18 protein-coding genes are annotated in these 23,700 nt (G+C 70.3%); 7 read left to right on the top strand and 11 right to left on the bottom strand.

The window, feature by feature from the left end; translation table 11 throughout:
* Positions 1-12: 12 nt before the first annotated feature.
* On the bottom strand, positions 13-1,611 hold the full coding sequence (locus tag ACHAA3_RS04925; RefSeq protein WP_435707830.1) for a catalase: 1,599 nt from the start codon (positions 1,609-1,611) through the stop codon (positions 13-15).
* 75 nt (positions 1,612-1,686) lie between these two features.
* Positions 1,687-2,247 carry a dihydrofolate reductase family protein gene (locus ACHAA3_RS04920; RefSeq protein ID WP_435707829.1) on the bottom strand — a complete coding sequence of 187 codons (561 nt, stop codon included), beginning with the start codon at positions 2,245-2,247 and terminating at the stop codon, positions 1,687-1,689.
* Positions 2,248-2,393: 146 nt separating this feature from the next.
* Between ACHAA3_RS04920 and recC the strand changes: the two genes are divergently transcribed.
* From recC to recD, 3 genes are read left to right on the top strand one after another with little or no spacing between them, the layout of a single operon-like run.
* Complete coding sequence (gene recC / locus ACHAA3_RS04915; protein ID WP_435707828.1) at positions 2,394-5,678, top strand: exodeoxyribonuclease V subunit gamma; 3,285 nt, start codon at positions 2,394-2,396, stop codon at positions 5,676-5,678.
* Positions 5,678-9,010 carry a UvrD-helicase domain-containing protein gene (locus tag ACHAA3_RS04910; protein WP_435707827.1) on the top strand — a complete coding sequence of 1,111 codons (3,333 nt, stop codon included), beginning with the start codon at positions 5,678-5,680 and terminating at the stop codon, positions 9,008-9,010. The genes recC and ACHAA3_RS04910 overlap by 1 nt, the downstream gene beginning before the upstream one ends.
* Positions 9,007-10,785, top strand: a complete 1,779-nt coding sequence (gene recD / locus ACHAA3_RS04905; RefSeq protein WP_435707826.1) for an exodeoxyribonuclease V subunit alpha — start codon at positions 9,007-9,009, stop codon at positions 10,783-10,785. Before ACHAA3_RS04910 ends, recD begins: the two co-directional genes overlap by 4 nt.
* Positions 10,786-10,825: 40 nt before the next feature.
* On the opposite strand, the gene ACHAA3_RS04900 is transcribed toward recD, so the two are convergent.
* Together ACHAA3_RS04900 and ACHAA3_RS04895 are read right to left on the bottom strand one after the other, a co-directional pair.
* Positions 10,826-11,569: a dienelactone hydrolase family protein gene (locus tag ACHAA3_RS04900; protein WP_435707825.1), complete on the bottom strand. Its 744-nt coding sequence runs from the start codon at positions 11,567-11,569 to the stop codon at positions 10,826-10,828.
* A gap of 23 nt (positions 11,570-11,592) precedes the next feature.
* Complete coding sequence (locus ACHAA3_RS04895) at positions 11,593-12,741, bottom strand: winged helix DNA-binding domain-containing protein (protein ID WP_435707824.1); 1,149 nt, start codon at positions 12,739-12,741, stop codon at positions 11,593-11,595.
* Between the two features lie 58 nt (positions 12,742-12,799).
* Between ACHAA3_RS04895 and ACHAA3_RS04890 the strand changes: the two genes are divergently transcribed.
* A complete protein-coding gene (locus tag ACHAA3_RS04890; RefSeq protein ID WP_435707823.1) occupies positions 12,800-14,026 on the top strand; it encodes an MFS transporter in 1,227 nt (408 codons plus the stop codon).
* Here ACHAA3_RS04890 and ACHAA3_RS04885 read toward each other — a convergent pair.
* The 3 genes from ACHAA3_RS04885 to ACHAA3_RS04875 all read right to left on the bottom strand — a co-directional run bounded on the left by ACHAA3_RS04885 (position 14,013) and on the right by ACHAA3_RS04875 (position 17,667).
* Positions 14,013-16,055, bottom strand: a complete 2,043-nt coding sequence (locus tag ACHAA3_RS04885; protein ID WP_435707822.1) for a PhoX family protein — start codon at positions 16,053-16,055, stop codon at positions 14,013-14,015. The two genes, ACHAA3_RS04890 and ACHAA3_RS04885, sit on opposite strands and share 14 nt — an antisense overlap.
* Positions 16,052-16,918, bottom strand: a complete 867-nt coding sequence (locus tag ACHAA3_RS04880) for a glycerophosphodiester phosphodiesterase family protein (protein WP_435707820.1) — start codon at positions 16,916-16,918, stop codon at positions 16,052-16,054. Before ACHAA3_RS04880 ends, ACHAA3_RS04885 begins: the two co-directional genes overlap by 4 nt.
* 113 nt (positions 16,919-17,031) lie before the next feature.
* On the bottom strand, positions 17,032-17,667 hold the full coding sequence (locus ACHAA3_RS04875; protein WP_435707818.1) for a DedA family protein: 636 nt from the start codon (positions 17,665-17,667) through the stop codon (positions 17,032-17,034).
* A 180-nt stretch (positions 17,668-17,847) separates the two neighbouring features.
* On the opposite strand from ACHAA3_RS04875, the gene ACHAA3_RS04870 reads away from it, so the two are divergent.
* On the top strand, positions 17,848-18,306 hold the full coding sequence (locus tag ACHAA3_RS04870) for a hypothetical protein (RefSeq protein ID WP_435707817.1): 459 nt from the start codon (positions 17,848-17,850) through the stop codon (positions 18,304-18,306).
* 2 nt (positions 18,307-18,308) lie between these two features.
* Here the strand turns inward: ACHAA3_RS04870 and purU are convergent, their stop codons facing one another.
* On the bottom strand, positions 18,309-19,136 hold the full coding sequence (gene purU / locus ACHAA3_RS04865) for a formyltetrahydrofolate deformylase (RefSeq protein ID WP_435707816.1): 828 nt from the start codon (positions 19,134-19,136) through the stop codon (positions 18,309-18,311).
* Between the two features lie 61 nt (positions 19,137-19,197).
* On the opposite strand from purU, the gene ACHAA3_RS04860 reads away from it, so the two are divergent.
* Positions 19,198-19,806: an ABC transporter ATP-binding protein gene (locus tag ACHAA3_RS04860; protein WP_435707815.1), complete on the top strand. Its 609-nt coding sequence runs from the start codon at positions 19,198-19,200 to the stop codon at positions 19,804-19,806.
* Positions 19,803-21,038, top strand: a complete 1,236-nt coding sequence (locus ACHAA3_RS04855) for a hypothetical protein (protein WP_435707814.1) — start codon at positions 19,803-19,805, stop codon at positions 21,036-21,038. The genes ACHAA3_RS04860 and ACHAA3_RS04855 overlap by 4 nt, the downstream gene beginning before the upstream one ends.
* Positions 21,039-21,060: 22 nt before the next feature.
* Here ACHAA3_RS04855 and ACHAA3_RS04850 read toward each other — a convergent pair whose 3' ends face one another.
* The 3 genes from ACHAA3_RS04850 to ACHAA3_RS04840 form a co-directional block, all read right to left on the bottom strand.
* Positions 21,061-22,167: a GNAT family N-acetyltransferase gene (locus ACHAA3_RS04850; protein ID WP_435707813.1), complete on the bottom strand. Its 1,107-nt coding sequence runs from the start codon at positions 22,165-22,167 to the stop codon at positions 21,061-21,063.
* A complete protein-coding gene (locus ACHAA3_RS04845) occupies positions 22,164-22,997 on the bottom strand; it encodes a prephenate dehydratase (protein ID WP_435707812.1) in 834 nt (277 codons plus the stop codon). Before ACHAA3_RS04845 ends, ACHAA3_RS04850 begins: the two co-directional genes overlap by 4 nt.
* A gap of 194 nt (positions 22,998-23,191) precedes the next feature.
* Complete coding sequence (locus tag ACHAA3_RS04840) at positions 23,192-23,668, bottom strand: flavin reductase family protein (protein WP_435707811.1); 477 nt, start codon at positions 23,666-23,668, stop codon at positions 23,192-23,194.
* Positions 23,669-23,700: the final 32 nt, after the last annotated feature.

Genomic DNA, 23,700 nt, shown 5'->3' with positions numbered 1-23,700 from the left:
TGCTGTCAGTTGTCAGGAGCCGGCGTGCGTGTCCTGCTCGCTGACCGGATCCTGCGCGTTGGCCTTGGCGTCCTCGGGCATGCCACCGGGGTTGGGTGCGCCGTTCTCTGCGCGCACGGCCTGCTCGATGCGCGCGCCGGTGTCGGCGTCGACCTTCTTCCAGTAGTCGAATGCTCGCTCCAGGACCTCGCCCTCCACGCCACCGAGCAGGTGCCCGGCGACCGTGCCGACGAAGTCCTCGCGCTGCTGGTCGTCCCACACCTCGCGCACCAGGTGTCCGGCCTGCGAGAAGTCGTCGTCCTCGGGGCGCAGCGTGTACGCCGAGCGGATCATGGCGCCGTCGGTGTCCCACCCGTCCTCGGCCTCACCGGTCAGGTCGGCGTAGCCGCGCCCGAACGAGTTCGGGGCGTACACCGGGTCGTCGCCGCGGTGCTCGTAGGCCATCGCCCCGTCGAACGTGTAGGTGTTGGGGTTCTCGACGATCGGGCGGTTCACCGGCAGCTGGTGGTAGTTCGCGCCGATGCGGTAGCGGTGCGTGTCGGCGTAGGCGAACACGCGACCCAGCAGCATCTTGTCCGGGCTGAACCCGATGCCCGGGACGATCGCCGACGGCTCGAACGCCGCCTGCTCGATCTGGGCGAAGAAGTTGTCGGGATTCTTGTTCAGCGTCATCGTGCCGACCGCGATCAGCGGGTAGTCGGCATGCGACCACGTCTTGGTGAGGTCGAACGGGTTGACCCGGTAGGTCTTGGCGTCCTCGTACGGCATGGCCTGGATCGACAGCTTCCACTGCGGGAAGTCGCCGGCCTCGATGGCCGTGCGCAGGTCGCGGCGGTGGAAGTCCGCGTCCTCGCCGGCGATCTTGTTGGCCTGGTCGCCGCTGAGTCCCTCGACGCCCTGCTGGCTGTGGAAGTGGTACTTGATCCAGTGCTTCTCACCGGCGGCGTTGATCCACAAGAACGTGTGCGAGCCGTAGCCGTTCATGTGGCGCCACGTCTTGGGGATGCCGCGATCGCCCATCAGGTAGGTGACCTGATGCGCGGACTCGGGGTTGAGGCTCCAGAAGTCCCACTGCATGTTGTTGTCGCGCAGGCCCGAGCCGCCGCGGCGCTTCTGCGACCGGATGAAGTGGGGGAACTTCATGGAGTCACGCACGAAGAACACGGGGGTGTTGTTGCCGACGAGGTCGTAGTTGCCCTCGGTCGTGTAGAACTTCAGCGAGAAGCCGCGCGGGTCGCGCCACGTGTCGGGGGTGCCCTGCTCGCCGGCCACGGTGGAGAAGCGCGCGAGCATGTCGGTCGTGACGCCGGGCTGGAACAGGCCGGCCTTGGTGTACGCGGTGACGTCCTCGGTGGTCTCGAAGACGCCGAACGCTCCCGAGCCCTTGGCGTGCACGTTGCGCTCGGGCACGCGCTCACGGTTGAAGTGCGCCATCTGGTCGAGGAAGTGGTGGTCGTGCAGCAGCATCGGACCGTCGGAGCCGAGGGTCAGCGAGTTGCGGTCCGAGGGGGCAGGAGCGCCGGTCTGGGTGGTCGACCCCTGGTGGGCTTCAGGCGTGGGGTTGGTCGCGACGGACGTGCCGTTGTCGGGCTGGGGGACGGTGCTGGCCATGGTGTGGCTCCTTCGAGGTTGACTCCATGTCGACCGTACCCACCAGTGCCGACATCCACACACGGCCGACCGAGATCAGTGGGATCGGTAGGTGAGCAGGTGGATGCCGCTGCGGAACCGGATGCTGTCCAGCACCACCAGCCGCGGCTGGTCGTGTCCCTCGGGGAAGAGGCGACGTCCGCCGCCCTGCACGCTCGGATACAGGTAGATCCGGTACTCGTCGACCAGGTCGGCGGCGATCAGGGCGTGGCACAGGGTGATGCTGCCGGTCACGACGATGTCGCGGCCGGGCCGATCCTTCAGGTCGGCGATCGCGGTCATCGGATCGGTGTCGACGACCGTGGTGCCGGACCACTCGGGATCGCCGAGCGTGCTGGACACGACATACTTGTCGATGGAGTTCAGGTAGTCGCTCACGCCAGTGTCGTCGTCGGCCAGGTCGCGCCAGTACCCCCGCAGGTCGGTGAAGGTCCGTCGGCCGCACACGAGTGCGTCGGCGGCGGCGTCCTGTCGGTGGTTCTCCTCGACCATGTCGCTGTTGTCGTCGGTGGCCATGGCCTGCGGGTCGAACCAGCTGCCCAGCATCTCGACGGATCCGTCGAGGGTCATGTTCTGCGTGATCGCGAGCGTTCTCATGCCTACCCCTAAGGTCGTGTGTCCCGGTCACGATGCGGGGGGTCGGGCCGAGAGTCAACGGCGAGTCGACGGCGGGGCGACATCATGAGCGATGTCCGAGCCGTGGCCTAGGCTGCCGAACGACCGATCGACAGGAGGCGACACGGATGACGCTGCGACTGCACAGGGCCCCACGCGCCGATCTGCTGGTCGACGGGCTGGCTGACGTGCTGCGGGTGCCGGCCGACGATCCCTTCGCCCGCGAGCTCGTCATCGTCCCGGCCAAGGGGGTCGAGCGGTGGGTCAGCCAGCGCCTGTCGCACGTGCTGGGCGCCGGGACGTCCGGCGACGGGGTGTGTGCCGGTGTGGAATTTCGTGCGCCCCGCTCGATCGTCGCCGAGATCGTCGGCGGCGACGCGGACGACGTCTGGTCGCCCGACGCCCTGGTGTGGCCGCTGCTGGAGGTCATCGACGCGAGTCTCGGCCAGGCGTGGTGCCCAGCGCTGACCCGACATCTCGGCCACGCATCCACTCGGGCGGCCGGCGACGACCCCGAGCTGCGGGCGGGGCGCCGGTACTCGGTGGCTCACCGGCTGGCGCGTCTGTTCGCCACCTACGCCACGCAGCGCCCTGCTCTCATGACCGAGTGGGAGGCCGGGCACGACACCGACGGCAACGGTGCGACGCTCGATGCCGACCTGGTGTGGCAGGCCGAGCTGTGGCGTCGGGTGGTCGACCGGGTCGCGCAGCCCTCGCCGGTGCAGCGTCACCGCAGTGTCGTCGATGCCCTGCGATCCGATCCGGCCACCTCGTCGCTGCCGGACCGCATCTCCCTGTTCGGCCACACGCGCATCCCGGTCACCGAGGTCGAGCTGCTGCGGGCCTTGGGCGAGCGGCGCGAGGTCGACATCTGGCTGCCGCACCCGTCCAACGCCCTGTGGAACGCGCTGGTCGACCCCACCGCCGGCGGTGCCGTGCTCCGTGGCGACGACCGCTCCCACCTGGCCGTCGGGCACCCGCTGGTCGCCTCGCTGGGCCGCGATCTGCGTGAGCTGCAGCGCACCCTCGCCGGCGTGGCCACCGCTTCGGTGAGCCTCGATGCGCCCCGGTCCACCCGGTCCACCCTGCTGGGGCACCTGCAGCACGATCTGCAGACCAACGCGGTGCCGGAGCGGCCGCGCGAGCTGGTGCCCGGCGACCGCAGCGTGCAGGTGCACGCATGTCACGGACCTGCCCGTCAGGTCGAGGTGCTGCGGGAGGCACTGCTGGGACTGCTGACCGATGACCGCACGCTGCAGCCCCGCGACATCGTGGTGATGTGTCCCGACATCGAGTCGTACGCGCCGCTGCTCGAGGCCGCATTCGGTCTGGGCGGTGCGGCTGACTCCGGTGCGTGGCATCCCGGCCAGCAGCTGCAGGTGCGGCTCGCAGATCGGTCACTGGTGCAGACCAACCCGCTGCTGGCGGTGGTGGGCCGTCTGCTCGAGCTCGCAGGTGGCCGTGCCGAGGCCAGTGCGGTGCTCGACCTCGCCGCCAGCGAGCCGGTGCGTCGCCGGTTCGGGTTCAGCGACGACGACCTCGCGTCGCTGGGTCGCTGGGTCGATGCCAGCGGGGTCCGGTGGGCCTTCGACGACCAGCACCGCACGGCCTTCGGTCTGGCTGCGTATCCGCAGAACACGTGGCAGTTCGGACTCGACCGCCTGCTGACCGGGATCGCGGTGTCGGCCGATGCCGAGCGATTCTTCGGTACTGCGCTGCCGTTCGACGACGTCGGTTCCTCGGACATCGATCGTGCCGGCCGTCTCGCCGAGCTGGTCGCCCGGTTGCGCACCGTCACCGACCGGCTCACAGGCACCCATCCGGTGCAGCACTGGATCGCGGCCCTGCGCGACGGACTCGACCTGCTGACCGCGGTCGGCTGGGGCGAGGAGTGGCAGTCGCACCAGGCCGAGAGCGAGCTCGCGGCGCTGGGGGTCGCCGGCGACACCCCCCTCGAGCTGCGCCTGTCCGACGTCCGAGCGCTGATGTCCGAGCGTCTGTCGGGACGGCCGACCCGCGCCAACTTCCGCACCGGTTCGGTCACCATCTGCACCATGGTGCCGATGCGGTCGGTGCCGCATCGGGTCGTGTGCCTGCTGGGTCTCGACGACGGGGTGTTCCCGCGAGCGGGATCTCTGGACGGCGACGACGTCCTGGCGCGCAGTCCCCGTACGGGCGAGCGCGATCCGCGCAGCGAGGACCGCCAGCTGCTGCTCGACGCCGTCTTGGCCGCCACCGAGCACCTGCTCATCACCTACTCGGGGGCCGACGAGATCACCGGACGGTCCAAGCCGCCCGCGGTGCCGCTGGGCGAGCTGCTCGACGCCCTCGACCTCACCGGCCAAGATGCTCGTCCAGCCGTGGTCGTGCGACATCGGCTGCAACCCTTCGACGAGACCAACTTCGGCGTCGAGGGGCCCGCGTTCTCGTTCGACGCCTCCTCGCGAGCGGCGGCCACGGCAGCACGGGGCCACCGGGTCGAGCCGCCGCGACTGCGCGACCTGGTGCTCGATCCGGCGCCACGCGCCGACATCGACCTCGCCGCGCTGGGAGCCTTCCTGCGGGCGCCGGTCAAGGAGTTCTGTCGCCGTCGTCTCGGTATCAACGTGTTCGATGCCGACGACGAGATCCTCGACGCCATCCCGGTCAACCTCGACGGACTGGCGGAGTGGTCGGTCGGCCAGCGTCTGCTGGACGATCGGCTCCGCGGCGCCTCGGCCGACCAGGCGCTGCACCGCGAGTGGCGGCGCGGCGCCCTTCCGCCGGGCCGACTCGGGTGGGAGAGGGCCAGGAGCATCGCGGTCAAGGCCGAACCCGTCGTCCAGAAGGCCCTCGACGTCCGAGGTGGCCTCGAACGGACCTCGAGCGATGTCGACGTCGACCTGGGCGACGGTCGCCGGTTGCGCGGGACCGTCACCAACCTGCACGGTGATCGGGTCGTCGGCGTCAGCTACTCCTCGTTGGGGGCCCGCCACCGGCTCGACGCGTGGCTGCCCCTGCTGGCGCTGACCGCCGGACGTCCCGGCACGCCCTGGACGGCTGGCACGGTCGCCCGATGGTCCGGCGGCGCCCGCGCGGTGGTCTTCGGCGGGCTCGAGCCCGATGACGCACTGCGTCTCCTGCGCGACCTGGTGGCCCTTTACGACCTCGGCATGACCCGCCCTCTGCGTTTGCCGCTCAAGACCGGTTTCGCGCTGGCGCTGAACGGCGAGCACGGACGGTTCGGGGCGCGCAAGGAGTGGGAGGGCGCCTTCGGGTTCTCGGGCGAGAACGCCAAGGATCTGCACCCGACGGTGTGGGGCGAGGACGCCGACCTCGCCGTGCTGCGCCGGGCTGATGGGTCCTCGCACACGATCGACACCCTCGCGGCCCGGTTGTGGCGCCCGATCCTGGACCGGGCGGCCGTCGCATGATGCCCACCTTCGACCTGCTCGGGCCACTGCCCGAGGGCACCACGGTGCTTGAGGCCAGTGCCGGCACGGGCAAGACCCACACCGTGGGAGCCCTGGCCGCGCGGTACGTGGCCGAGGGGGTGTGCGGGCTCGACCAGATGCTGATCGTCACGTTCGGTCGCGCCGCCACGCGCGAGCTGCGCGAGCGCGTGCGTGACCAGCTGGTCGAGGTGGCTGCCGCCCTGGCCGACCCCGCGACCGCCCGCGCGGCCGGCGGAGTCGTGGGCCACCTCGCCACGGCCGACGACGACACCGTCGCCCTGCGGCGTCGCCGGGTCCGTGATGCCCTGGCGTCCTTCGATGCCGCCACCATCGCCACCACCCACCAGTTCTGCCAGACCGTGCTGCGCTCGTTGGGCGTCGCGGGAGACACCGACGCCGACGTCACCCTGGTCGAGGATCTCGACGACCTCGTGGTCGAGGTGGTCGACGACGTCTACCTGGCCCAGTACGGCGGCCTCGGCGCCGCCCCCCTGACGCATGCCGACGCGCTGTCACTGGCACGCCGGGTCGTCGGCGACCAGCACACGGTGCTCACCCCCGGCACGCCCGAGATCGGGTCGGCGTCCGACCACCGCATGCACTTCGCCCGCGAGGTGCGCCGCGAGATGGACCGCCGCAAGCGGGACCGCGGTGTGGTGTCGTTCGATGACCTGCTCAGCCACCTGGCAGACGCGCTCGACGCGCCTGGCTCCCCGGCGCGCGAGCGCATGCTTGCGCGGTGGTCGGTGGTCCTGGTCGATGAGTTCCAGGACACCGACCCGGTGCAGTGGCGGGTGCTGCAGCGCGCCTTCGACGGCGACGCCACGCTGGTGCTGATCGGCGACCCCAAGCAGGCCATCTACGCGTTCCGCGGTGGCGACATCGATGCCTACCTGGCGGCCGTCGACGCGTCGACCGACCGTCGCACGCTGGGCACCAACTATCGCTCCGACGGTCCGCTGGTCGACGCTCTGCAGGTGCTCACCCGGGGTGCGCAGCTGGGCCATCGCGCCATCACGGTGCAACCCATCGCAGCGCACCACGCCGACAGCCGACTGGCGGGTGCTCCGGTCGCGTCGCCGATGCGAGTGCGCGTGGTCGACCTGGCCGGCGAGGACGGCAAGCTGCCCGCCATCGGGGCGCTCCGCGAGCACATCGCCGTCGATCTCGCCGACGACGTCGCCCGGTTGCTCGACTCCGGAGCCACGTTCGACGCCGGTCAGGGGCACCGGCCCGTCGGTGCCGGTGACGTCGCCGTCCTGATGCGTTCGCTGTGGGACTCCGAACCGATCAGGGTCGCGCTGGCCGACCGCGGCATTCCCTCGGTCGTGGCCGACCGTCGCAGCGTGCTGCTCAGCCCCGCCGCCGACCAGTGGGTGCAGCTGCTCGAGGCCCTGGAACGTCAGTCCCCGGACCGGGTGCGGTCAGTGGCCCTCACCAGCTTCTTCGGCCGGAGCCCCGCAGAGCTCGACGCGGGGTCGGACGCGCTGACCGACGACCTCGCCGAGACGGTGCGTGACCTGCTCGACCTGTTCCGCGGCCGCGGCGTCGCGGCCGTCCGGGAGGCGCTGTTCGCGCGGGGCCTCGCCGCCCGGGTGCTGGCCCAGCCCGGCGGCGAACGCACGTTGACCGATCTGGGGCACGTCGGCGAGCTCTTGCACGATGCCGCCCTGCGTCGCCGGCTGAGCCTGCCAGCGCTGCTGGTGTGGCTGCGCGACGAGCGACGCCTGGCGGATCGGCCGAATGCGATCGACGCCCGCCAACGCCGACTCGACACCGACGCCGCTGCCGTGCAGATCGTCACGATCCACTCCAGCAAGGGCCTGCAGTACCCGATCGTGTACCTGCCGCACTCGTTCAACCGCCGCGTCAAGGACGTGCGCGACGAGGTGGCACTGCTCCACCACGAGCACGGCGACCGCATGCTCGAGATCGGCCGACCGCTGGACTCGGCCGCCATCTCGCGCTCTCGCGCCGAGGACGCCGGCGAGGACCTGCGTCTGACCTACGTGGCCCTCACCCGGGCCCAGTCGCAGGTCGTCACGTGGTGGGGGCCCTCCAAGGACTCGGCGCACGGCGGCCTGAGTCGCCTGTTGCTGGGCCGCAGCATCGACCAGCCGCACGTGCCCGCCTCGCTCGAGCAGGTGCCCACGGTGGCCGATGCCACGGCGCAGCTGACCGCGTGGCAGCAGGTGGGTGGCCTTGTGGTCGAGCCGGCCACGCACCAGCGCCACGACGTTGCTCCCGCTGCGTCATCACCGAGCCCGCTCACGGTGCGCGTCCTGGACCGACCACTCGACACCGTCTGGCGGCGTACGTCCTACAGCGGCCTGCTCCGGGCGGCCGAGGGAACCGCGATCCCCACGGTCTCCGAGCCCGAGGAGGCCGGCACCGTCGACGAGGACCAGCTCGACGACGGGGAGGCCCAGATCATCGCCGCTGACGCGTCCGAGGACTCTGCAGCGCTGGTCTCGCCCATGGCAGACCTGCCCGCCGGGGCCGGCTTCGGTTCCCTGGTGCATGCGGTGCTCGAGGTGGCCGATCCCCATGCTTCGGACCTCGAAGCTGAGCTCCGAGCCGTCGCGACCGAGCAGCTGAGGTGGTGGCCGGTGCCCGCCACTGCAGACGACATCGCCCACGGCCTCGTGCCGGTGCACGACACCCCGCTCGGACCAGTGGCCGCGGACCTGACGTTGCGCGACATCGGGCTCGCCGACCGACTGTGCGAGCTCGACTTCGAGTTCCCTCTCGCCGGCGGCGAGGACGCGGATCAGGCTGCGGTGCGGGTCGTCCTCGCGCAGATGGCCGACGTCCTGCGACGTCATCTGCCGCCCGGTGACCTCCTGGCCCCGTACGCCGACCTGCTCGCGGCCGGCCCGCTGGGGGAGCAGGAGCTGCGCGGCTACCTGAGCGGCTCCATCGACGTCGTGCTGCGCGTGCCGCACGGTGACGAGCAGCGGTTCGTCGTGGTCGACTACAAGACCAACCGGCTCGGGAGCCCCGACCGTCCGCTCACCGCCGCCGACTACGCCCCCGAGCACATGGCGGCCTCGATGATGCACTCGCACTACCCGCTCCAGGCCATGCTGTACGCGGTCGTGCTGCACCGGTACCTGCGCTGGCGCCTGCCGTCCTACGACCCGGCGGTGCATCTCGGGGGAGTGCAATACCACTACGTCCGTGGCATGTGTGGACCGCAGACCCCGGTCGTAAACGGCATGACGTGCGGCGTCTTCGCCTGGCAGCCACCTGCAGCATTGGTGATCGAGCTGTCCGACCTGCTGGCCGGGGTGGGGAGGGGGGACCCATGATCGAGGATCGTGCCGACCGCCGGATCGCGGTCGAGGCCACCGGTGTGCTGCGCGACTTCAACCGGGCCGACGTCCTGTCCGCCGCCGACGTGCACGTGGCGGTCCGGTTCGGGGCGCTCCTGGGCGAGACACGGGACGACGTGCTGCTGGCCACCGCGCTGACGGTGCGAGCGGTGCGGCACGGATCAGTGTGCGTCGATCTGCTGACCGTGCACGAGCTGCCGGTCGAGGACCTCGCCGACGGCGTTGTGCTCACCTGGCCCGATCCCGACGCCTGGCTCGCCGCAGTGTCCGCCAGCGCGCTGGTCGACCAGCAGGTGCTGCGGCTCGAAGGATCGCAGGTCTACCTCGATCGCTACTGGCGCGAGGAGCAGCAGGTGTGCGACGACCTGCTCGCCCGACTCGACTCCGCCCCGGTTCCGGTCGACCACCTGCTGCTCGAGGCGGCCCTCGATCGAGTGCTCGGCGATGTGACGTTCGCCGAGCAGCGGGCCGTCGTCGAGTCCGCGGCGCACCGCAGCACCACGGTGCTCACCGGCGGCCCCGGTACCGGCAAGACCACCACGGTGGCTCGGTTGCTCGCGATCGCCGCAGAGCAGCACGAGCACCGTCACGGGCGACCGCCGCGCATCGCGATGTGTGCCCCCACCGCCAAGGCTGCCGCGCGACTGTCCGAAGCCGTGGCCGAGCAGGCGGCCACGCTGCCGGACCGCGACCGGGCCCGGCTCGAAGGCCTCGAGGCGTCGACGCTGCACCGGCTGTTGGGGGCGTTGCCGGGTCTCGTGCGCACCCGCTTCCGTCACGACCGCCACCACCGGCTGCCCCACGACATCGTGGTGGTCGACGAGACCTCGATGGTGGCGCTGACCCAGATGGCTCGTCTCCTGGAGGCGGTGCGTCCCGACGCGCGGCTCGTGCTGGTCGGCGATGCCGACCAGCTGGCCTCGATCGAGGCCGGCGCCGTGCTCGCCGACATCGTCGAAGGACTCGCCGAGCACCCCGACCAGCCGGTGGCGCGACTGCGCACGGTGCACCGCTTCGGGGGTGCCATCGGGGCGCTGGCCGATGCGCTGCGCCGCAACGACCCCGACGACGCGCTGGCCGTGCTCACCGGCGACGACCCGGCCGTGCAGCTGATCGACCCCACTGACCAGCGCGCGATCGATGGGGTCTCCGCCGACGTGGTGCAGCGCGCGACCGCGCTGTGGAGGGCCGCCGAGGACGGTGATGCCGAGACCGCGCTGGCCGGACTCGACGGGCATCGGCTGTTGTGCGCCCATCGGGAGGGCCGGTTCGGGGTGCGCGGGTGGAATGCGCGCATCGAGCTGGGACTGGCCGAGTCCACGGGCGCCCCTCACTACACCGAGTGGTACCCGGGCCGTCCGGTGTTGGTCACAGCGAACAACTCCACGCTCGGCATCTGGAACGGGGATGTCGGTGTCACCATGCGCCGCCCCGACGGCCGCCTCGAGGTCGCTTTGGCGACCTCGACCGGTCCGCGGCGACTGTCGGTGACACGTCTGCCCGACACCGAGACCATGCACGCCACCACGGTGCACAAGGCGCAGGGCTCGCAGGCGTCAGTGGTCACCGTCGTGATGCCGCCCGATGAGTCCGCTCTCCTGACCCGCGAGCTGTTCTACACCGCCGTCACTCGCGCCCAGCAGCAGGTGCGCGTCCTCGGCACCGAGGACGCGGTCCGCGAGGCCATGGCACGCCAGGCGGTGCGCGCCTCCGGCCTCGCTGCCCGGCTCCGCAGTCCCCAAATTTTGTGACGTAGATCGGCACTTGGCGGAAGCCGACTGACGAACTACGTCACAAAATTTGGGGACTCTGGAGGGTGGTGGCGAAGAAGCCGAGGACGGCGTCGACGCCTTCTTGTTGGCGGTGGGCCGTCACGGTGCTGTGCTTCGCCCCCGGGAACTCGACGCGGATGAAGTTCTCGCCCAGCTCGGTGGTCAGTGTCTCGAACCGGGTGCCGGTCATCTTGTCGCCGCTGTACCGCAGTCCCAGCACCTGGCAACCGCCGGCGGCACGCCGCTTGACGGTCTCGAGGTCCTTGGGCGACAGGTTGAGGTCGGCGGCGCGCTTGCTGCCCACCGCGAATGGAGCCGACGGCTGGCACACCACGGGCGCGGCCACGGAGTCGTCGACCATCATGGCGAGGGCGAATCCGCCCGTGAAGCACATGCCGAGGGCGCCGACGCCCGGCCCTCCGAGCTCGGTGTGCAAGTCCCGCGCCAGGTGGCGCAGCCACCCGGCGATGGGGGTGGTCTCGCCGGTCGCGAGCTTGGTGAACTCGCGACTCACACACACCTGACGGAAGGCCTTGGCCGCCGAGCCCGCGCTGAGCGACGCTTCGGGCGTGCCGAACAGGTGAGGCATCACGACGGTGTACCCGGCCGCGACGACCTCCTCGCCGAAGGCGATGACCTCGGGTGTGAGGCCGGGGATCTCATGGATCACGATGACGCCGGGGCCGCTGCCCTTGCGGTAGGTGGGATGGGTGGCGCCCACGGCGCTGTGCTCGGACAGGGTCCAGGAGTCCAGGAGTGACATCCCCTGAGTATGGCGGCTGGTCGTCAGGCGCGCAGCCTGTTCTCCGACGGGGTCCAGCGCCGCGCTCGCGCCTTCAGACGGACGTCGCCGAGCGTCGTGGACAGGGCAGCGGCGCGTTCATGGATTGCCGTCCTGGCAGCCGTGCCGACGTCGTCGAACAGCTCGACCGCGATCTCGCCCGTGTCGCGGTGCGCCCACCCACCGACGATCCGGCCATCGACCCACACGGTGGGTCCTGCGTTGCCGGTGGCGTCGAACAGCTGGTCGCGGTGCCTCCCGAGGACGAAGTCGCGGTGCTTCCACGCCATGATGGACGGATCGAGCGCCGGCAGCAGGGCGACCCAGGGGTCGGGCGCGCCGACCGGTTCGACGTCGTCGGCCAGCACCAGACCGGGTCGACCGTCCATCTGGACCTCGGCGAGCTCGAGCGTGGCCAGGGCCGCCCGGGTACGGGTCTTCGTCCAGCCGAACCACCACTGCACGTCGTCGAGGTGAGCCGGCCCGTAGGTCCGCAACCAGCGTCGGGCCAGGTTGCCGGCTGCCTCCTCGGTACTCGGCCACGCACCCAGCTCGCCGCACCAGGTGTCCGGCAGTGACCACCGGAACTGGCTCGAGGTCCACCCGCCACGCGCTTGGGCCCGCACGAGCGCGCCCTCTGCGGACAACACGGTCAGAAGGCGGCTCGCGACCGTCATCCCGGCGTCGAGACGGGTGACCAGCAGGGGCTCGGCGGCGGCCAGGTCCGCGCTGGCGATGGTCCGCTCCGATCGAGCGGCGTCGAGGACCAGAGCCTGTGCCGAGCGGATCCAGGTCACGGGGTCGTTCGTGACGTCGGAGTCCACCAGCATCTTGGCGAGCAGGCGGCGCTGCTCGCGCGCGACGACGTCGGACGAGCCGGCCCAGAAGGTCGTGACCAGATCGGTCGGGACGGCAAAGACCGTGCGTCGCATCGCCATCACCCGAACCAGGGTTCGGTCCTCGTACAGCGCTGACTGGACGTCGTCGAGGGTTGCCGTGCTGCGAGCGAGGAGGGCCAGGGCCGTCGTGGCGGGATCGCTGCCGTGGACCGCGACGAGCGCACGGGCCACCTCCTCGACCGAGCCGAACCCGTTCGCAAGACCGTGCCGCTGCCCCAGTCTCGCCCGCCGCTCGGCATCATCGATGAGTCGCACGTCACGATTGTCGCGCGACGTGGAATAGGTGCTCACGTCAGTGGTTGACCATGGAGTGGTGACCCAGACGACGACAGCAGATCTCGTGCGCGCGCGGCGCCCCACGCACGTGGGCGCGGCGTTGTTCGCGCTGGCCCTGGGTGGTTTCGCGATCGGCACGACCGAGTTCATGACCATGGGTCTGCTCGAGGAGATCGCTGCGGGGATCGATCGCACGAATGCCGAGACCGGTCACATCATCACGGCGTACGCCTTCGGCGTCGTGGTCGGCGCCCCCATCATCGTGGCGCTCGGCGCTCGGCTGCCCAAGCGTGAGCTCGCGATCGGGCTGATCCTGGCGCTGGGCATCGGCAATGCGTTCACGGCGCTCGCCGACGGCTACGTGCCGGTGATGATCGCTCGGTTCGTTGCGGGCCTCCCGCACGGGGCGTACTTCGGGGTGGCCTCGTTGCTGGCCGCGTCGCTGGTGCGACCGCAGGCAAAGGGTCGCGCGGTCAGCATGGTGATGCTCGGGCTGTCGGTCGCGACCGTCGCCGGCGTGCCGGCCAGCACGCTGCTCGGCCAGTCCCTCGGGTGGCGCAGCGCGTACTGGGCGGTGCTGGTGATCGCGATCGCCGCCGCCGCGATGATCGCCGCCGTGGTGCCGCACTCCCCGGCCAACAGGTCCGCCTCGGTGCGCGGTGAGCTGTCCGCGCTGAAGAAGCCCCAGGTGCTGTACGCCGTGTCCGCCGGCATGATCGGTTTCGGCGGCCTGTTCGCGATGTACAGCTACATCGCACCCATCGTCACGCAGGTCATGTCGCTCGACGAGCGCTGGATCGCCGCCTTCTTGCTGGTCTTCGGCGTCGGCAGCGTGCTGGGTTCGTGGCTGGCCGGGATCCTGGCCGACTGGAACACCGAGCGGTCGATCCTGATCGGGTTCGGGTCCATGGCGGTCTCGTTGCTGGTGTTCTTCTTCGCCGCGCCGTCTGCTGTTCCCGCTGCCGTCCTCGTGTTCGTGATGGGCGCCCTCGGATCGGTGGTGGCCATCACCTTGCAGATGCGCCTGATGTCCGTGGCGGGGGAGGCCGAGATGCTCGGCGCTGCCCTCAACCACTCGGCGCTGAACGTCGCGAACGGCCTGGGCGCGGCGCTGGGTTCGGTGGTGATCGCCGGCGGGTACGGCTACCGCGCCTCCAGCCTCGTCGGGGCCGGTCTCGCCGTGCTCGGTGTGGCCATCTTCAGCGCTGGTCTCGCGGCTCAGCGCACATCGCGCCGAGCCGCGAGTCCCGTCAGCGGCGGGTGACCTGGACGACCGACGGACGCGGTCCGGCGAAGCGGCCCTTCTTCTTCTGGCCCGGCTTGAGGTAGTCGGGGAAGAACGAGGTCTGGGCGTCCCAGCTGCCATCCTCGCCCGGGTGCTGCACGGCAACGAAGATCGAGCCGCCGCCGTCGCGATCCTTGATGACCGGCCCGCAGGTCTCGGCCTCGGTCGGCACGGACAGGAACTGCTGGACCCGGCCGCGCTCGGGGCCGCTGACGGGCACCTTGTGCAGGCCGTCGTTGAATCCGATGGTGCCGGGCTGGCCGTCGGTGGAGATCCACAGGTTGCCCTCGGAGTCGAACGCCACGTTGTCCGGGCAGGCGATCGGCGAGACCGGTCCGTCGTAGCCACCGAAGTACGTGTTCGCCTCTCCGGGCACGCCGCAGATCAAGATGAGGTTCCAGTCGAATCGGCGACCGGTGTGGTCGCCGCCTCGAGGCTGCATCTCCACGATGTGGCCGTTGCGGTTGTTGGCGCGCGGGTTGGCCTCGTCAGTCTGCGCAGCGGTGCGTGACGTGTTGTTCGTGCACGCGACGTAGATGAAGCCGTTGACGGGGTTCGGCTCGACGTCCTCGGGCCGGTCCATCTTGGTGGGGTTGACCTTGTCGGCGGCGAGGCGGGTGTAGACGAGCACCTCGTCGATGTCCATGCCCGGCACCATCGAGCGACCATTGCGCGTCAGGGGGATCCACTCGCCCGTGCCGTCGCTCACGCCGTCGGCCAGACCGTCGCCGGTGAAGCGTGCGACGGAGAGGTCACCCTCGGACAACAGGCTGCGGTTGGCCCGGTTGGCGGCCGAGGAGTTGCCCTTGCGGAAGGTGTTCTTGGAGATGAAGCGGTAGACGTAGTCGAAGCGCTCGTCGTCGCCCATGTAGGCCACCGCGTGACCGTCGTCGCTGAGGATGACGTTGGCGCCCTCGTGCTTGAACCGGCCCATCGCGGTGTGCTTGACCGGGGTCGAGGTGGGGCGCTCGGGGTCGACCTCGACGATCCAGCCGAAGCGGTTGGGCTCGTTCTCGTAGCCCTCGCGGGTCGCATCCCAGCGGGGGTCGACCGAGCGCCAGTTGCGCCCGTCACCGGTGGCGCCGAGTCCGTAACGCCTCTCCTCCGCCGAGGTGCCGGCGGCGAGGAAGTACTGGTTGAAGTTCTCCTCGCCCGAGAGGATCGTCCCCCAGGGGGTCGTGCCGCCCGCGCAGTTGTTCATGGTGCCGCGCACCCGGACGCCGCGACGGTCCTCGACGGTCTTGAGCAGGTCGCTACCGCGGGCGGGGCCGTCGAAGCTCATGACGGTGTCGAGGGTGATGCGCCGGTTGCGGCGGGCCCCCTTGACGTAGGTCCAGGTCTGGCCGCGACGGCTGCGCTCCAGCTCGACGACTGACATGCCGTGGGCGGCCCAGGCGATGCGGATGAGTGTCTCGGGGTCGGTGTCCGGAGGGAACATGATCGACTCGTTGGTGTACTCGTGGTTGCACACGAGCATGCCCTGCCTGCCGTTGCGGCTGGTCTCGATGATGTCGAGGTAGTCGTTGTTGTAGCCGAACTGGCCGGCCTGGGCGCTCGGCGTCTGGTTGTCGGGGTCGAAGGTCGGGGCGCCGGCGAGGATCGGGTCGCCCCAACGGATGATCGGCTCGTGCTTCCAGCCGACCGGCACGGTCAGCTCGTCGACGCTGGCGTCGACGGCACGAATGGGGGTGAAGGGGGCGCGTCCCTTGGCCGCAGCAGCGGCAACGCCGGCCGGCGAGGCGGCGGTGCGAGGAGCGGCGGCGGCGGGCGAGCCACCCAGCAGGCTGGTGCTGGCCACGGCGGCGGCCGTCAGGCCCATGCCGGCCAGCATGTGCCGCCGGCTCAGTGCCTGGCTGGCGACATCGCGGAAGTAGGTGGTGTCGGACGTGTTGGGCACGGCCTTGGCGCAGGCGTCGCCGCAGCGCAGGTGGCACGTGACCGGGCTGCGATTTCCGCAGGTCAGTCCTGCCATCGGCAGCTGGCGGCGGTGATCGGCGTCGATCGTCATGGGGTCCCCTCAAGATTTCGTGTCATGAACGCCTCGACGCTAGGTCGACAAGGCGTCGAGGGAGCGGTCTGCGAGATGGCCATGGGGTGAACAACACCGAGCCGGGGGTTCGGCGCGTGCCACTGGTCTCGGGCGATGAGAACCTCGCGCAGCACGTCGGGGCGATCGGTGATGATGCCGTCGACGCCGTGATCGAGCAGACGATGCATCGTGTCGGGGTCGTCGACGGTCCACACGATGACGCGGATGCCGGCGTCGTGCGCGCGTGCGACCAGATCGTCTCGGAACACCGGGACCCGACCGAGCCGCAGCGGGAGGTGCGCGAAGGCGGCCTGTCCGTGGCCGATCGGCCCGCGCAGGGCCAGGTGCACCAGGTGCCGCCACGGCAGTGCGGTCGACAGCTCGGGGCCGGTCGCCTCACTCAGCGCCCGCAGCCAGGAGCCGTGGGACGCGGCTGCGCAGACCCGATGTCCGGCACCGAGCTCGCGCAGGAGATCGGCCAGGGGAGTCACCGCGGCGGCTTCCTTGACGTCGATGACGAAGCAGGTGTCGGCAAACGCGGTCAGCGCCTCACGCAGGGAGATGACCCGGCCCGACCCGAGGACCGTCATCGCGGAGAGCTCAGCGAGGCTGTGGTCGCCGACCCGGCCCTCGCGCCCGGTCGCCCGTCGAAGCTGGGCATCATGGAAGATCACGAGCTCGCCGTCGCGGGTGAGGCGGACGTCGGTCTCGAGATAGCGGATGCCCAGGGCGTGGGAGCGTGCGAACGCCTCGAAGGTGTTCTCAGCGGCCAGGCCTGCGCCGCCACGGTGCGCGATGGCCAGCGGTCCGGGAAGGGTGCGGTAGATCGGCAAGGTAACCACGACCCCACGATGCCGCGCTCGAAGCGTGCCGCGATGAGCGCACACGGCCTTGTCGCGGGCTGTTCACCAACTCTTCTGCCTGCGGGGGCCGGGCGTCATCTGCCGTTCGCGGATCAGGCGCGATCGAGTGCCACGAGGCGACGCTTGCGGCGACGCTCCACGACACGGTCGACGAGGTAGCCCAGCACGGTGGCGACCGCAATGGCCAGGAGGGCACCGACGAGAGGATTCTCCTCGATCCAGACGCCGGCGAGCACGCCGATCAGGACCGCGTAGGTGGCCCAGATGACGGCAGCCACGGCCGAGATGGGCAGGAACCGTCGGTGCGGGAATCCCGTGGCGCCGGCCGTCATGTTCACGGCGATCCGACCCACCGGGATGTGCCGCCCGACGAGGATCAGCATGGTCGCCCGATGATCGAGCTCGCGGCGGGCCCACGTCACGGTGCGTGCCAGTCGGGGGCGATGGTCGGGATCGAATCGGTCCACCCCGACCCCGCGACCGATGCGAAAGGCGATGTTGTCGCCGATGACGGCCCCCAGGCCAGCAGCAATGCCGAGCAGCACGAGTGACGGCTCGCCGGCCGCAGAGCTGACGCTGATGGCCGCGAGCGCGACGATCACGGACTCGGCCGGAATGGGAGGGAAGAAACCGTCGATCGCCGCGAGCGCGAAGATCGCGACGAGCACCCAGGGGGACCCTGCGAGGTCGAGAGCTGCGTCGTTGAGTCCGTCGATGAAGCCGCCCACGGGGACGAGCCTAGAGGAGTGGTCCTACTGACTGATGTACAGCAGACCGTCATCGGGTCCACCGGAGAGCTGCGCCGAAACCAGCGTTTTCGCGCGGACCGCCCGGCGGCCTGAAACTGTGCAGCCGGTCGTTGCGGACAGGACGTGCGCCGTTCACCTGGACTCGCTCCACTGGGTGTCATGTTTCCTCGTCGCGGACTCGTGATCGTCAGCTCGATGACCTTGCTTCTCAGTGGTGCAGCCGGGGTCGCCTCGGCGAGCGAACCGGAGAACGACAGTGCACCGGCGAACGACAGCACGTGGCAGGTCCAGGTCTACGACGACGTGCAGGTCTCAGTGCGGGTGCAGTGCTCGGCCGACGACACCGCAGCCGTGGCGGTGCATCTGGTCGATCCGCTCAGCCGCGGCGCCAAGTACACCGCCGTGATCGACGCCGGAGGCCCCGCGATGTCGGCCGGACCGACCAACAACCTGATCGAGGCCGACCCGGTCTACTTCTTCATGGACTCGGACCGAAGCGCTGGATCGCGCGGAACGGTCTCGGTGGCGATGACCAAGAGCCTCGGCACCGACGCGACGAAGAACGCGACCCTGCAGTTCGACCGCCCCGGCATCGACTGCGCGCCCGCCCCCGCCTGACATCAGTCGAAGACGACGGTCCGCGGACCGTTGCGCAGCACTCGCGACTCCGCGTGCAGGGCGACGGCCCTCGACAGGGTCTGCGCCTCCACGTCACGCCCCGACCGCGCCAGGTCGGCGGCGGTCATCCGGTGATCGACGCGCAGCACGCCCTGGTCGATGATCGGGCCCTCGTCCAGGTCGGCGGTCACGTAGTGAGCCGTGGCGCCGATCAGCTTGACGCCACGGTCGTGCGCCTGCTGGTACGGGCGCGCACCCTTGAAGCTCGGCAGGAAGCTGTGATGGATGTTGATCATCCGGCCCTCGAGTGCCCGGCAGGCGTCGTTGCTGATGATCTGCATGTAGCGAGCCAGGACCACCACGTCGATGTCGAGCTCGTCGACCAGCCTCAGCATCAGCTGCTCGACCTGATGCTTGTCGCTCGCGGTGTGGAACGGGACGTCGTACGACGACGCCAGCTTCTCGAGGTCTCGGTGATTCGACACGATCGCAGGGATCTCGACGTGCAGGGCCCCGGTGCTCTGGCGGTAGAGCAGGTCGTTCAGGCAGTGCCCCTCGGTCGAGACCATCACCAGGGCCCGGGCCGGCTGCTCGGCAACGCTCAACCGAAAATCCATGGAGTGCTCGACCGCGACCGGCGTGAAGTCCGGCGGTTGCGGGTGCTCGAAGTGCACGCGCAGGAAGAACTCATTGCCTCGATCGGGCTCTGTGCTGGTGTCGGTGAACTGCTGGCTGTCGAGGATGTTGCCGCCGGACTCGGCGATCCACCGGGTCACCGCGAACACCAGGCCGGGACGATCGGGGCACGACAGGGTCAGGACGTAGGACACCACCTCAGGCTAGTCAGCACGTCACCGGCTGGCAGACTTGGTGCCACGGCAAGGGGGAGCCATGAGCGCACCGACGATCCTGGGCGGTCGAGGACTGACCGCGGGATACGACGGGATGGACGTCTTCGAGGCTCTCGAGGTCGAGCTGAGATCGGCTGAGTGCACCGTGGTGACGGGCCCCAACGGCGCCGGCAAGTCGACGTTGCTGCGCTGTCTCGCGGGTACCCAGCCGCTGGAGTCCGGCCACCTCGAGCTCGACACCGAGCCAATTGATCCCACCGGTCCGGAGCACTGGCGCGACGTCCTCGCGATTCTCGACCAGAATGCCTGGTTGCCCGACCTGACGGTGGCCGACCATCTGCTGCTGGTGGGTGACGGCAACACCGTCGACACCGCGATGCGCCGAGTGGGGCTGACCCCTGAGCTCGGCGACCGGCTGCCGGGGGCGCTCAGCTCGGGACAGCGGCAGCGTGCAGCCCTGTCGGTCGCGGTGGTGCGGCCGTGGCGTGTCCTGCTGCTCGACGAGCCCGAGCGCCATCTCGACGGCGACGGGGTCGCGATCGTCGCTGACCTGCTGCGCGACCTGACAGGCGAGGGACGCACCGTCGCCATCGCCACCCACTCGACCGTGCTGCGCTCCCTCCCGGGCGTCCAGACGTTGCAGTTGTGAGCAGCGAGGACCGCTGGTACCGCATCTCGGTGGGCCTGACGGGCGGACTGATCGGGTTCGGTGTGCTGCTCGCCGTGGGGCGCGAGATCGTCCCGGACGTCCTCGATCTCACCCAGCGGCGTGGGTACGACGCCGCCCTGGTCGGGGCGGCCTTGCTGACAGCCACCGCGACCGCCTGGTGGGCCAGTCTCCGTTTCGTCGGACCCTGGGCGGCGTCACCGGCGCACCAGCTGTGGACGATCGGTGACGATCAACGGGCCTGGCGTCGACGGTCTGCGGTGCGTGGCGCACCGTGGGTGGCTCTGGCGACAGGACTGGTCGCGGTCGTGGTGGGGTTGGCGGCAGGGGAGCTGGGTCTGTGGGCCGGCGGTGGAACCGTGCTGGCACTCCTCATGCTCACTGCTGCGATCGGGTCGGGCCAGCGGTACGACGGTGGCCCGCGGGGTGTCGTGAGCCTGGGCGGAGTCGCGATGGGGCTGTTGAGTGGGGCCGCCTGTGGACCGGTGGCCGGAGGGCTGGTCGGTGGTGCGGCGATCGCAGGTGGGGTGCTCCTGGCCGGTCGCCCGACCGCCCAGCGGTTCGCGGCGATCCCGCGGTGGAATCTCGCGGCCGCAGACCGGCGGCGGTCCGCTGCGGTCGCCTCCGTGATCCTGGTCGAGCCGCTGGTGCGCCAGCAGCGTTCCGGGTCCCGATCGCGCCTGGCCACGATGCCTCGCCACCCAGCGATCCGGCTGGCGCTCATCAGCACACGACGAGTCGCCGTCCCGGTACTGGCCTGGGCGGTGGGCGGACTGGTGGTCGCCGCCGCGCTGGCGGACCTGCTCGGATCCTTCGCGGGAGTCGCCGCGGTCGCGATGCTGCTGCACGTGACGACTGCGATGACCAGCAAGGGGCTGCTCGCCTTCACGTCGCAGGTCGAGGTGCGACGACTGCTGATGATGCCCCGGGGCCCGGCCCTGGCGGGGCTTGCCATTCCCTGCGCTGCGGTGACGGTCGTGATCGTGGGCGCGGCGAGTGTGCTGATGCCGCTCTCCGTGGCGGGCGCGATGGTCTTGCTCGCCCTGCCCGCGCTCGGGATGGCCAGTCGGATGTCGTCGGCCGAGGCCACGGACGAGCTGGTCATGGCCTCGACGCCGATGGGGGCGGTGCCCGTGCAGACGGTCATCCGCCTGGTGGCCGGCGCCGACGCGACGGTGCTCGCCCTGGTGTCGCTGGCGCTGCTGCCCAGCTGATGCGCCCAGCCGAGGTACTCCGTCAGTCCTGACGCAGCAGCTCGTAGCCGTGCAGGTCGTCGTGCGTGCCGTCGCCCAGGGGCTCGGCCGCGTGCTGGGTGCCGTAGAACCTGAAGCCGTTCGCCACGGCGATGGCATTGCTCGCCGCGTTGCCTGCTGCGGCGTACAGGCTGAGGCGGCGGCGGTCGAGGCCGTCGGGGTCCAGCGCGTGGGGCACGACCATGCCGACCGCTTCGGTCATCACCCCGCGCCCGCGGGCGTCGGGATGCATCCAGTAGCCGATCTCGCCGCTGTCCGCACCGAGCCCCAGCAGGTCCATCACCGCGATGTTGCCGATCAGCTGATCGGTCGCGCGGTCGGCGACGCACCAAGTGGCCTTGGCCCCGAGGGCCGCATTCCAGGTGGTGTCTGCCAGGTAGGCAGCGGCGACCGCCGGGGTGTACGGCGACGGCAGGCCGCGGAGCCAGTGCCGGCTGTCGGGATCGCTGCACGCCTCGATGAGACGCGGGACGTCCGACGGCTTGAACGGGCGTAGGTGCAGTCGCCGTGACTCCAGCACGGGCGCTTCCGCCCACGGGCGAGTCGCGAAGGGGGCGTCGCCGAAGCGGATGGAGCCGGTCCATGCATCAACGACCGTGCCGCGATGATCGAGCAGTCCCGGCGAGACGCCGTGCAGGGTGAACCCGGTGCTGTGCGCGACCCGCAGGGACGCCTCGTTGCCGACGTTGGTGCGCCAGTGCACGACCTCGATGCCGCCCTCGCTGAACGCCCAGTCGTTGGCCAGACGAACGGCCCGGGCCATCGCGCCCTGGCCGCGTGCGTCCGGGTGCAGTGCAAAGCCGAGGTCGGCGATCGGTGTGCCGCGCACGTCGATGTTGCCGGCGAATCGACCGCCGACCTCGATCGCCCAGCCGAAGTACGTGCCCTCGTCCCAGCCACGCGGAATGTGCTCGAAGACGAACTGCTCGCTGAGCGCGCGATCGTTCTGCAGTGGAACCGTCGTCCATCGCTGCGTCTGCGGATCATCGGACATCTCCATGACGCGCTCGACGTCGCCCGGCACGTGGGCACGCAGGGTGACGACCCCGTCGGACAGGACCGGCACATTCATCGGCCAGGTCAGGTTCATCGGCGGAACGGGTCGGCCGGGTACACCCCGAGCACACGGATCTCGGTGGTGAAGAACGTGAGCTCATCGAGGGCGCGAGCCAGGCCCGCGTCGTCGGGATGGCCGTCGACCTCGGCGAGGAACTGGGTCGCGGTGAAGTGCCCGCCGACCATGTAGCTCTCCAGCTTGGTCATGTTGACGCCGTTGGTGGCGAAACCGCCGAGTGCCTTGTAGAGCGCGGACGGGATGTTGCGCACGTTGAACATGAATGTGGTCACGGTCGGCGACCCGGGCAGCGGCAGGCGCGGATCGGGCGCGAGCTCGATGAATCGCGTCGTGTTGTGGTCCTCGTCCTCGACGTCGGTGGCCAGCACCTCGAGACCGTAGATCTGCGCGGCCAGGGGAGGGGAGATCGCGGCCTGGGTGGGATCGGCCGCGTCCGCGACCTCACGGGCGGCCCCCGCGGTGTCGCCGGAGATGATCGGGGTGAGGCCGTGCTCGCGGATGATGCGACGGCACTGCCCGAGAGCGTGCACGTGGCTGTGCACGGTCCTGATCGTGTCCAGCGACGCCCCCGGCACCGCCATCAAGGAGAATTGGATGCGCAGGAAGTGCTCGGCCACGATGTGCAGGCCCGAGGTCGGCAGGAAGTGGTGGATGTCGGCCACGCGGCCGGCGATCGAGTTGTCGATCGGGATCATTGCCAGGTCGGCCTTGCCGGACGCCACTGCGGCGAACACGTCCTCGAACGAGGCGCACGGCAGCGTCTCCGCGTCGGGGTGGTGCTCGTTGCAGACGATGTGGGAGTTGGCTCCCGGCTCGCCCTGGTACGCGATACGGGTCGGATTCACCCGGTCAGTGTCCCACCCCGACGCCCGGGCCCGGAAACTCGGCACTGAGAATTGGTCCTGAGATTCGGCCCAGCTCAGAGGCTGGCCTCGAGGTCGCGCACGAATCCGTTCAGGCCGAATCGCACCTGGCCGGCCCAGCCGGCGTCTGTGGCGTGCGCGTGGACCTCGTCACGTCGACCGGTGGGGAACGGGGTTCAGAACTGTTGGTGGGTGCCGAAGGTGCCTTGCCAGTACGTGAGCGGACGACCGGTGGAGGTCTCGGCGCTGATGACGTCGCCGAGCACGAGCACGTGATCACCGGCCGGAACGGTGCTGGAGACCTCCGCGAGCACCCACGCATGGGCGTCGGCGAGCCGGGGCGCACCCTCGTCGGTCCACTCCAGGTCTGCGAAGCGGTCGTGCAGATCGCGCGAGAACCTGATCGCCAACTGGTCGTGGTGTGCTGCCAGCACGTTGATGCCGAACTGTCCACCGCGCTGGAGTCGGGCCAGGAGGCTCGAGGTGCGCGACAACGACAGCACGATCATGGGCGGATCCATCGACAGGGACATGACCGCGCTCAGGGTCGTGCCGTGTGGTGCGCCGCCCGACGACGTGGTCACGACGGTCAAGCCGGTGGACAGATTGCCCATGGCATCGCGCAGGGCGTCCTCGGTCGTGGTGGCAGACATGCCCCCAGACTGCCGAGATCCTGGCGCCGGGC

The organism is Aeromicrobium sp. CF3.5 (assembly GCF_051262695.1).
Lineage (GTDB): Bacteria > Actinomycetota > Actinomycetes > Propionibacteriales > Nocardioidaceae > Aeromicrobium.
The sequence above is the reverse complement of the archived record's forward strand: the minus strand, read 5'-3'. Positions and strand labels throughout refer to the sequence as shown.

Excerpts from the sequence above, each read along its gene's own strand:
- recC (WP_435707828.1), top strand. The coding sequence starts at position 2,394 with ATGACGCTGCGACTGCACAGGGCCCCACGCGCCGATCTGCTGGTCGAC.
- ACHAA3_RS04840 (WP_435707811.1), bottom strand. The coding sequence starts at position 23,668 with ATGTCTGCCACCACGACCGAGGACGCCCTGCGCGATGCCATGGGCAAT.
- ACHAA3_RS04910 (WP_435707827.1), top strand. The coding sequence starts at position 5,678 with ATGCCCACCTTCGACCTGCTCGGGCCACTGCCCGAGGGCACCACGGTG.
- ACHAA3_RS04920 (WP_435707829.1), bottom strand. The coding sequence starts at position 2,247 with ATGAGAACGCTCGCGATCACGCAGAACATGACCCTCGACGGATCCGTC.
- ACHAA3_RS04885 (WP_435707822.1), bottom strand. The coding sequence starts at position 16,055 with ATGACGATCGACGCCGATCACCGCCGCCAGCTGCCGATGGCAGGACTG.
- ACHAA3_RS04850 (WP_435707813.1), bottom strand. The coding sequence starts at position 22,167 with ATGAACCTGACCTGGCCGATGAATGTGCCGGTCCTGTCCGACGGGGTC.
- ACHAA3_RS04925 (WP_435707830.1), bottom strand. The coding sequence starts at position 1,611 with ATGGCCAGCACCGTCCCCCAGCCCGACAACGGCACGTCCGTCGCGACC.
- ACHAA3_RS04870 (WP_435707817.1), top strand. The coding sequence starts at position 17,848 with ATGTTTCCTCGTCGCGGACTCGTGATCGTCAGCTCGATGACCTTGCTT.
- ACHAA3_RS04900 (WP_435707825.1), bottom strand. The coding sequence starts at position 11,569 with ATGTCACTCCTGGACTCCTGGACCCTGTCCGAGCACAGCGCCGTGGGC.
- ACHAA3_RS04860 (WP_435707815.1), top strand. The coding sequence starts at position 19,198 with ATGAGCGCACCGACGATCCTGGGCGGTCGAGGACTGACCGCGGGATAC.
- recD (WP_435707826.1), top strand. The coding sequence starts at position 9,007 with ATGATCGAGGATCGTGCCGACCGCCGGATCGCGGTCGAGGCCACCGGT.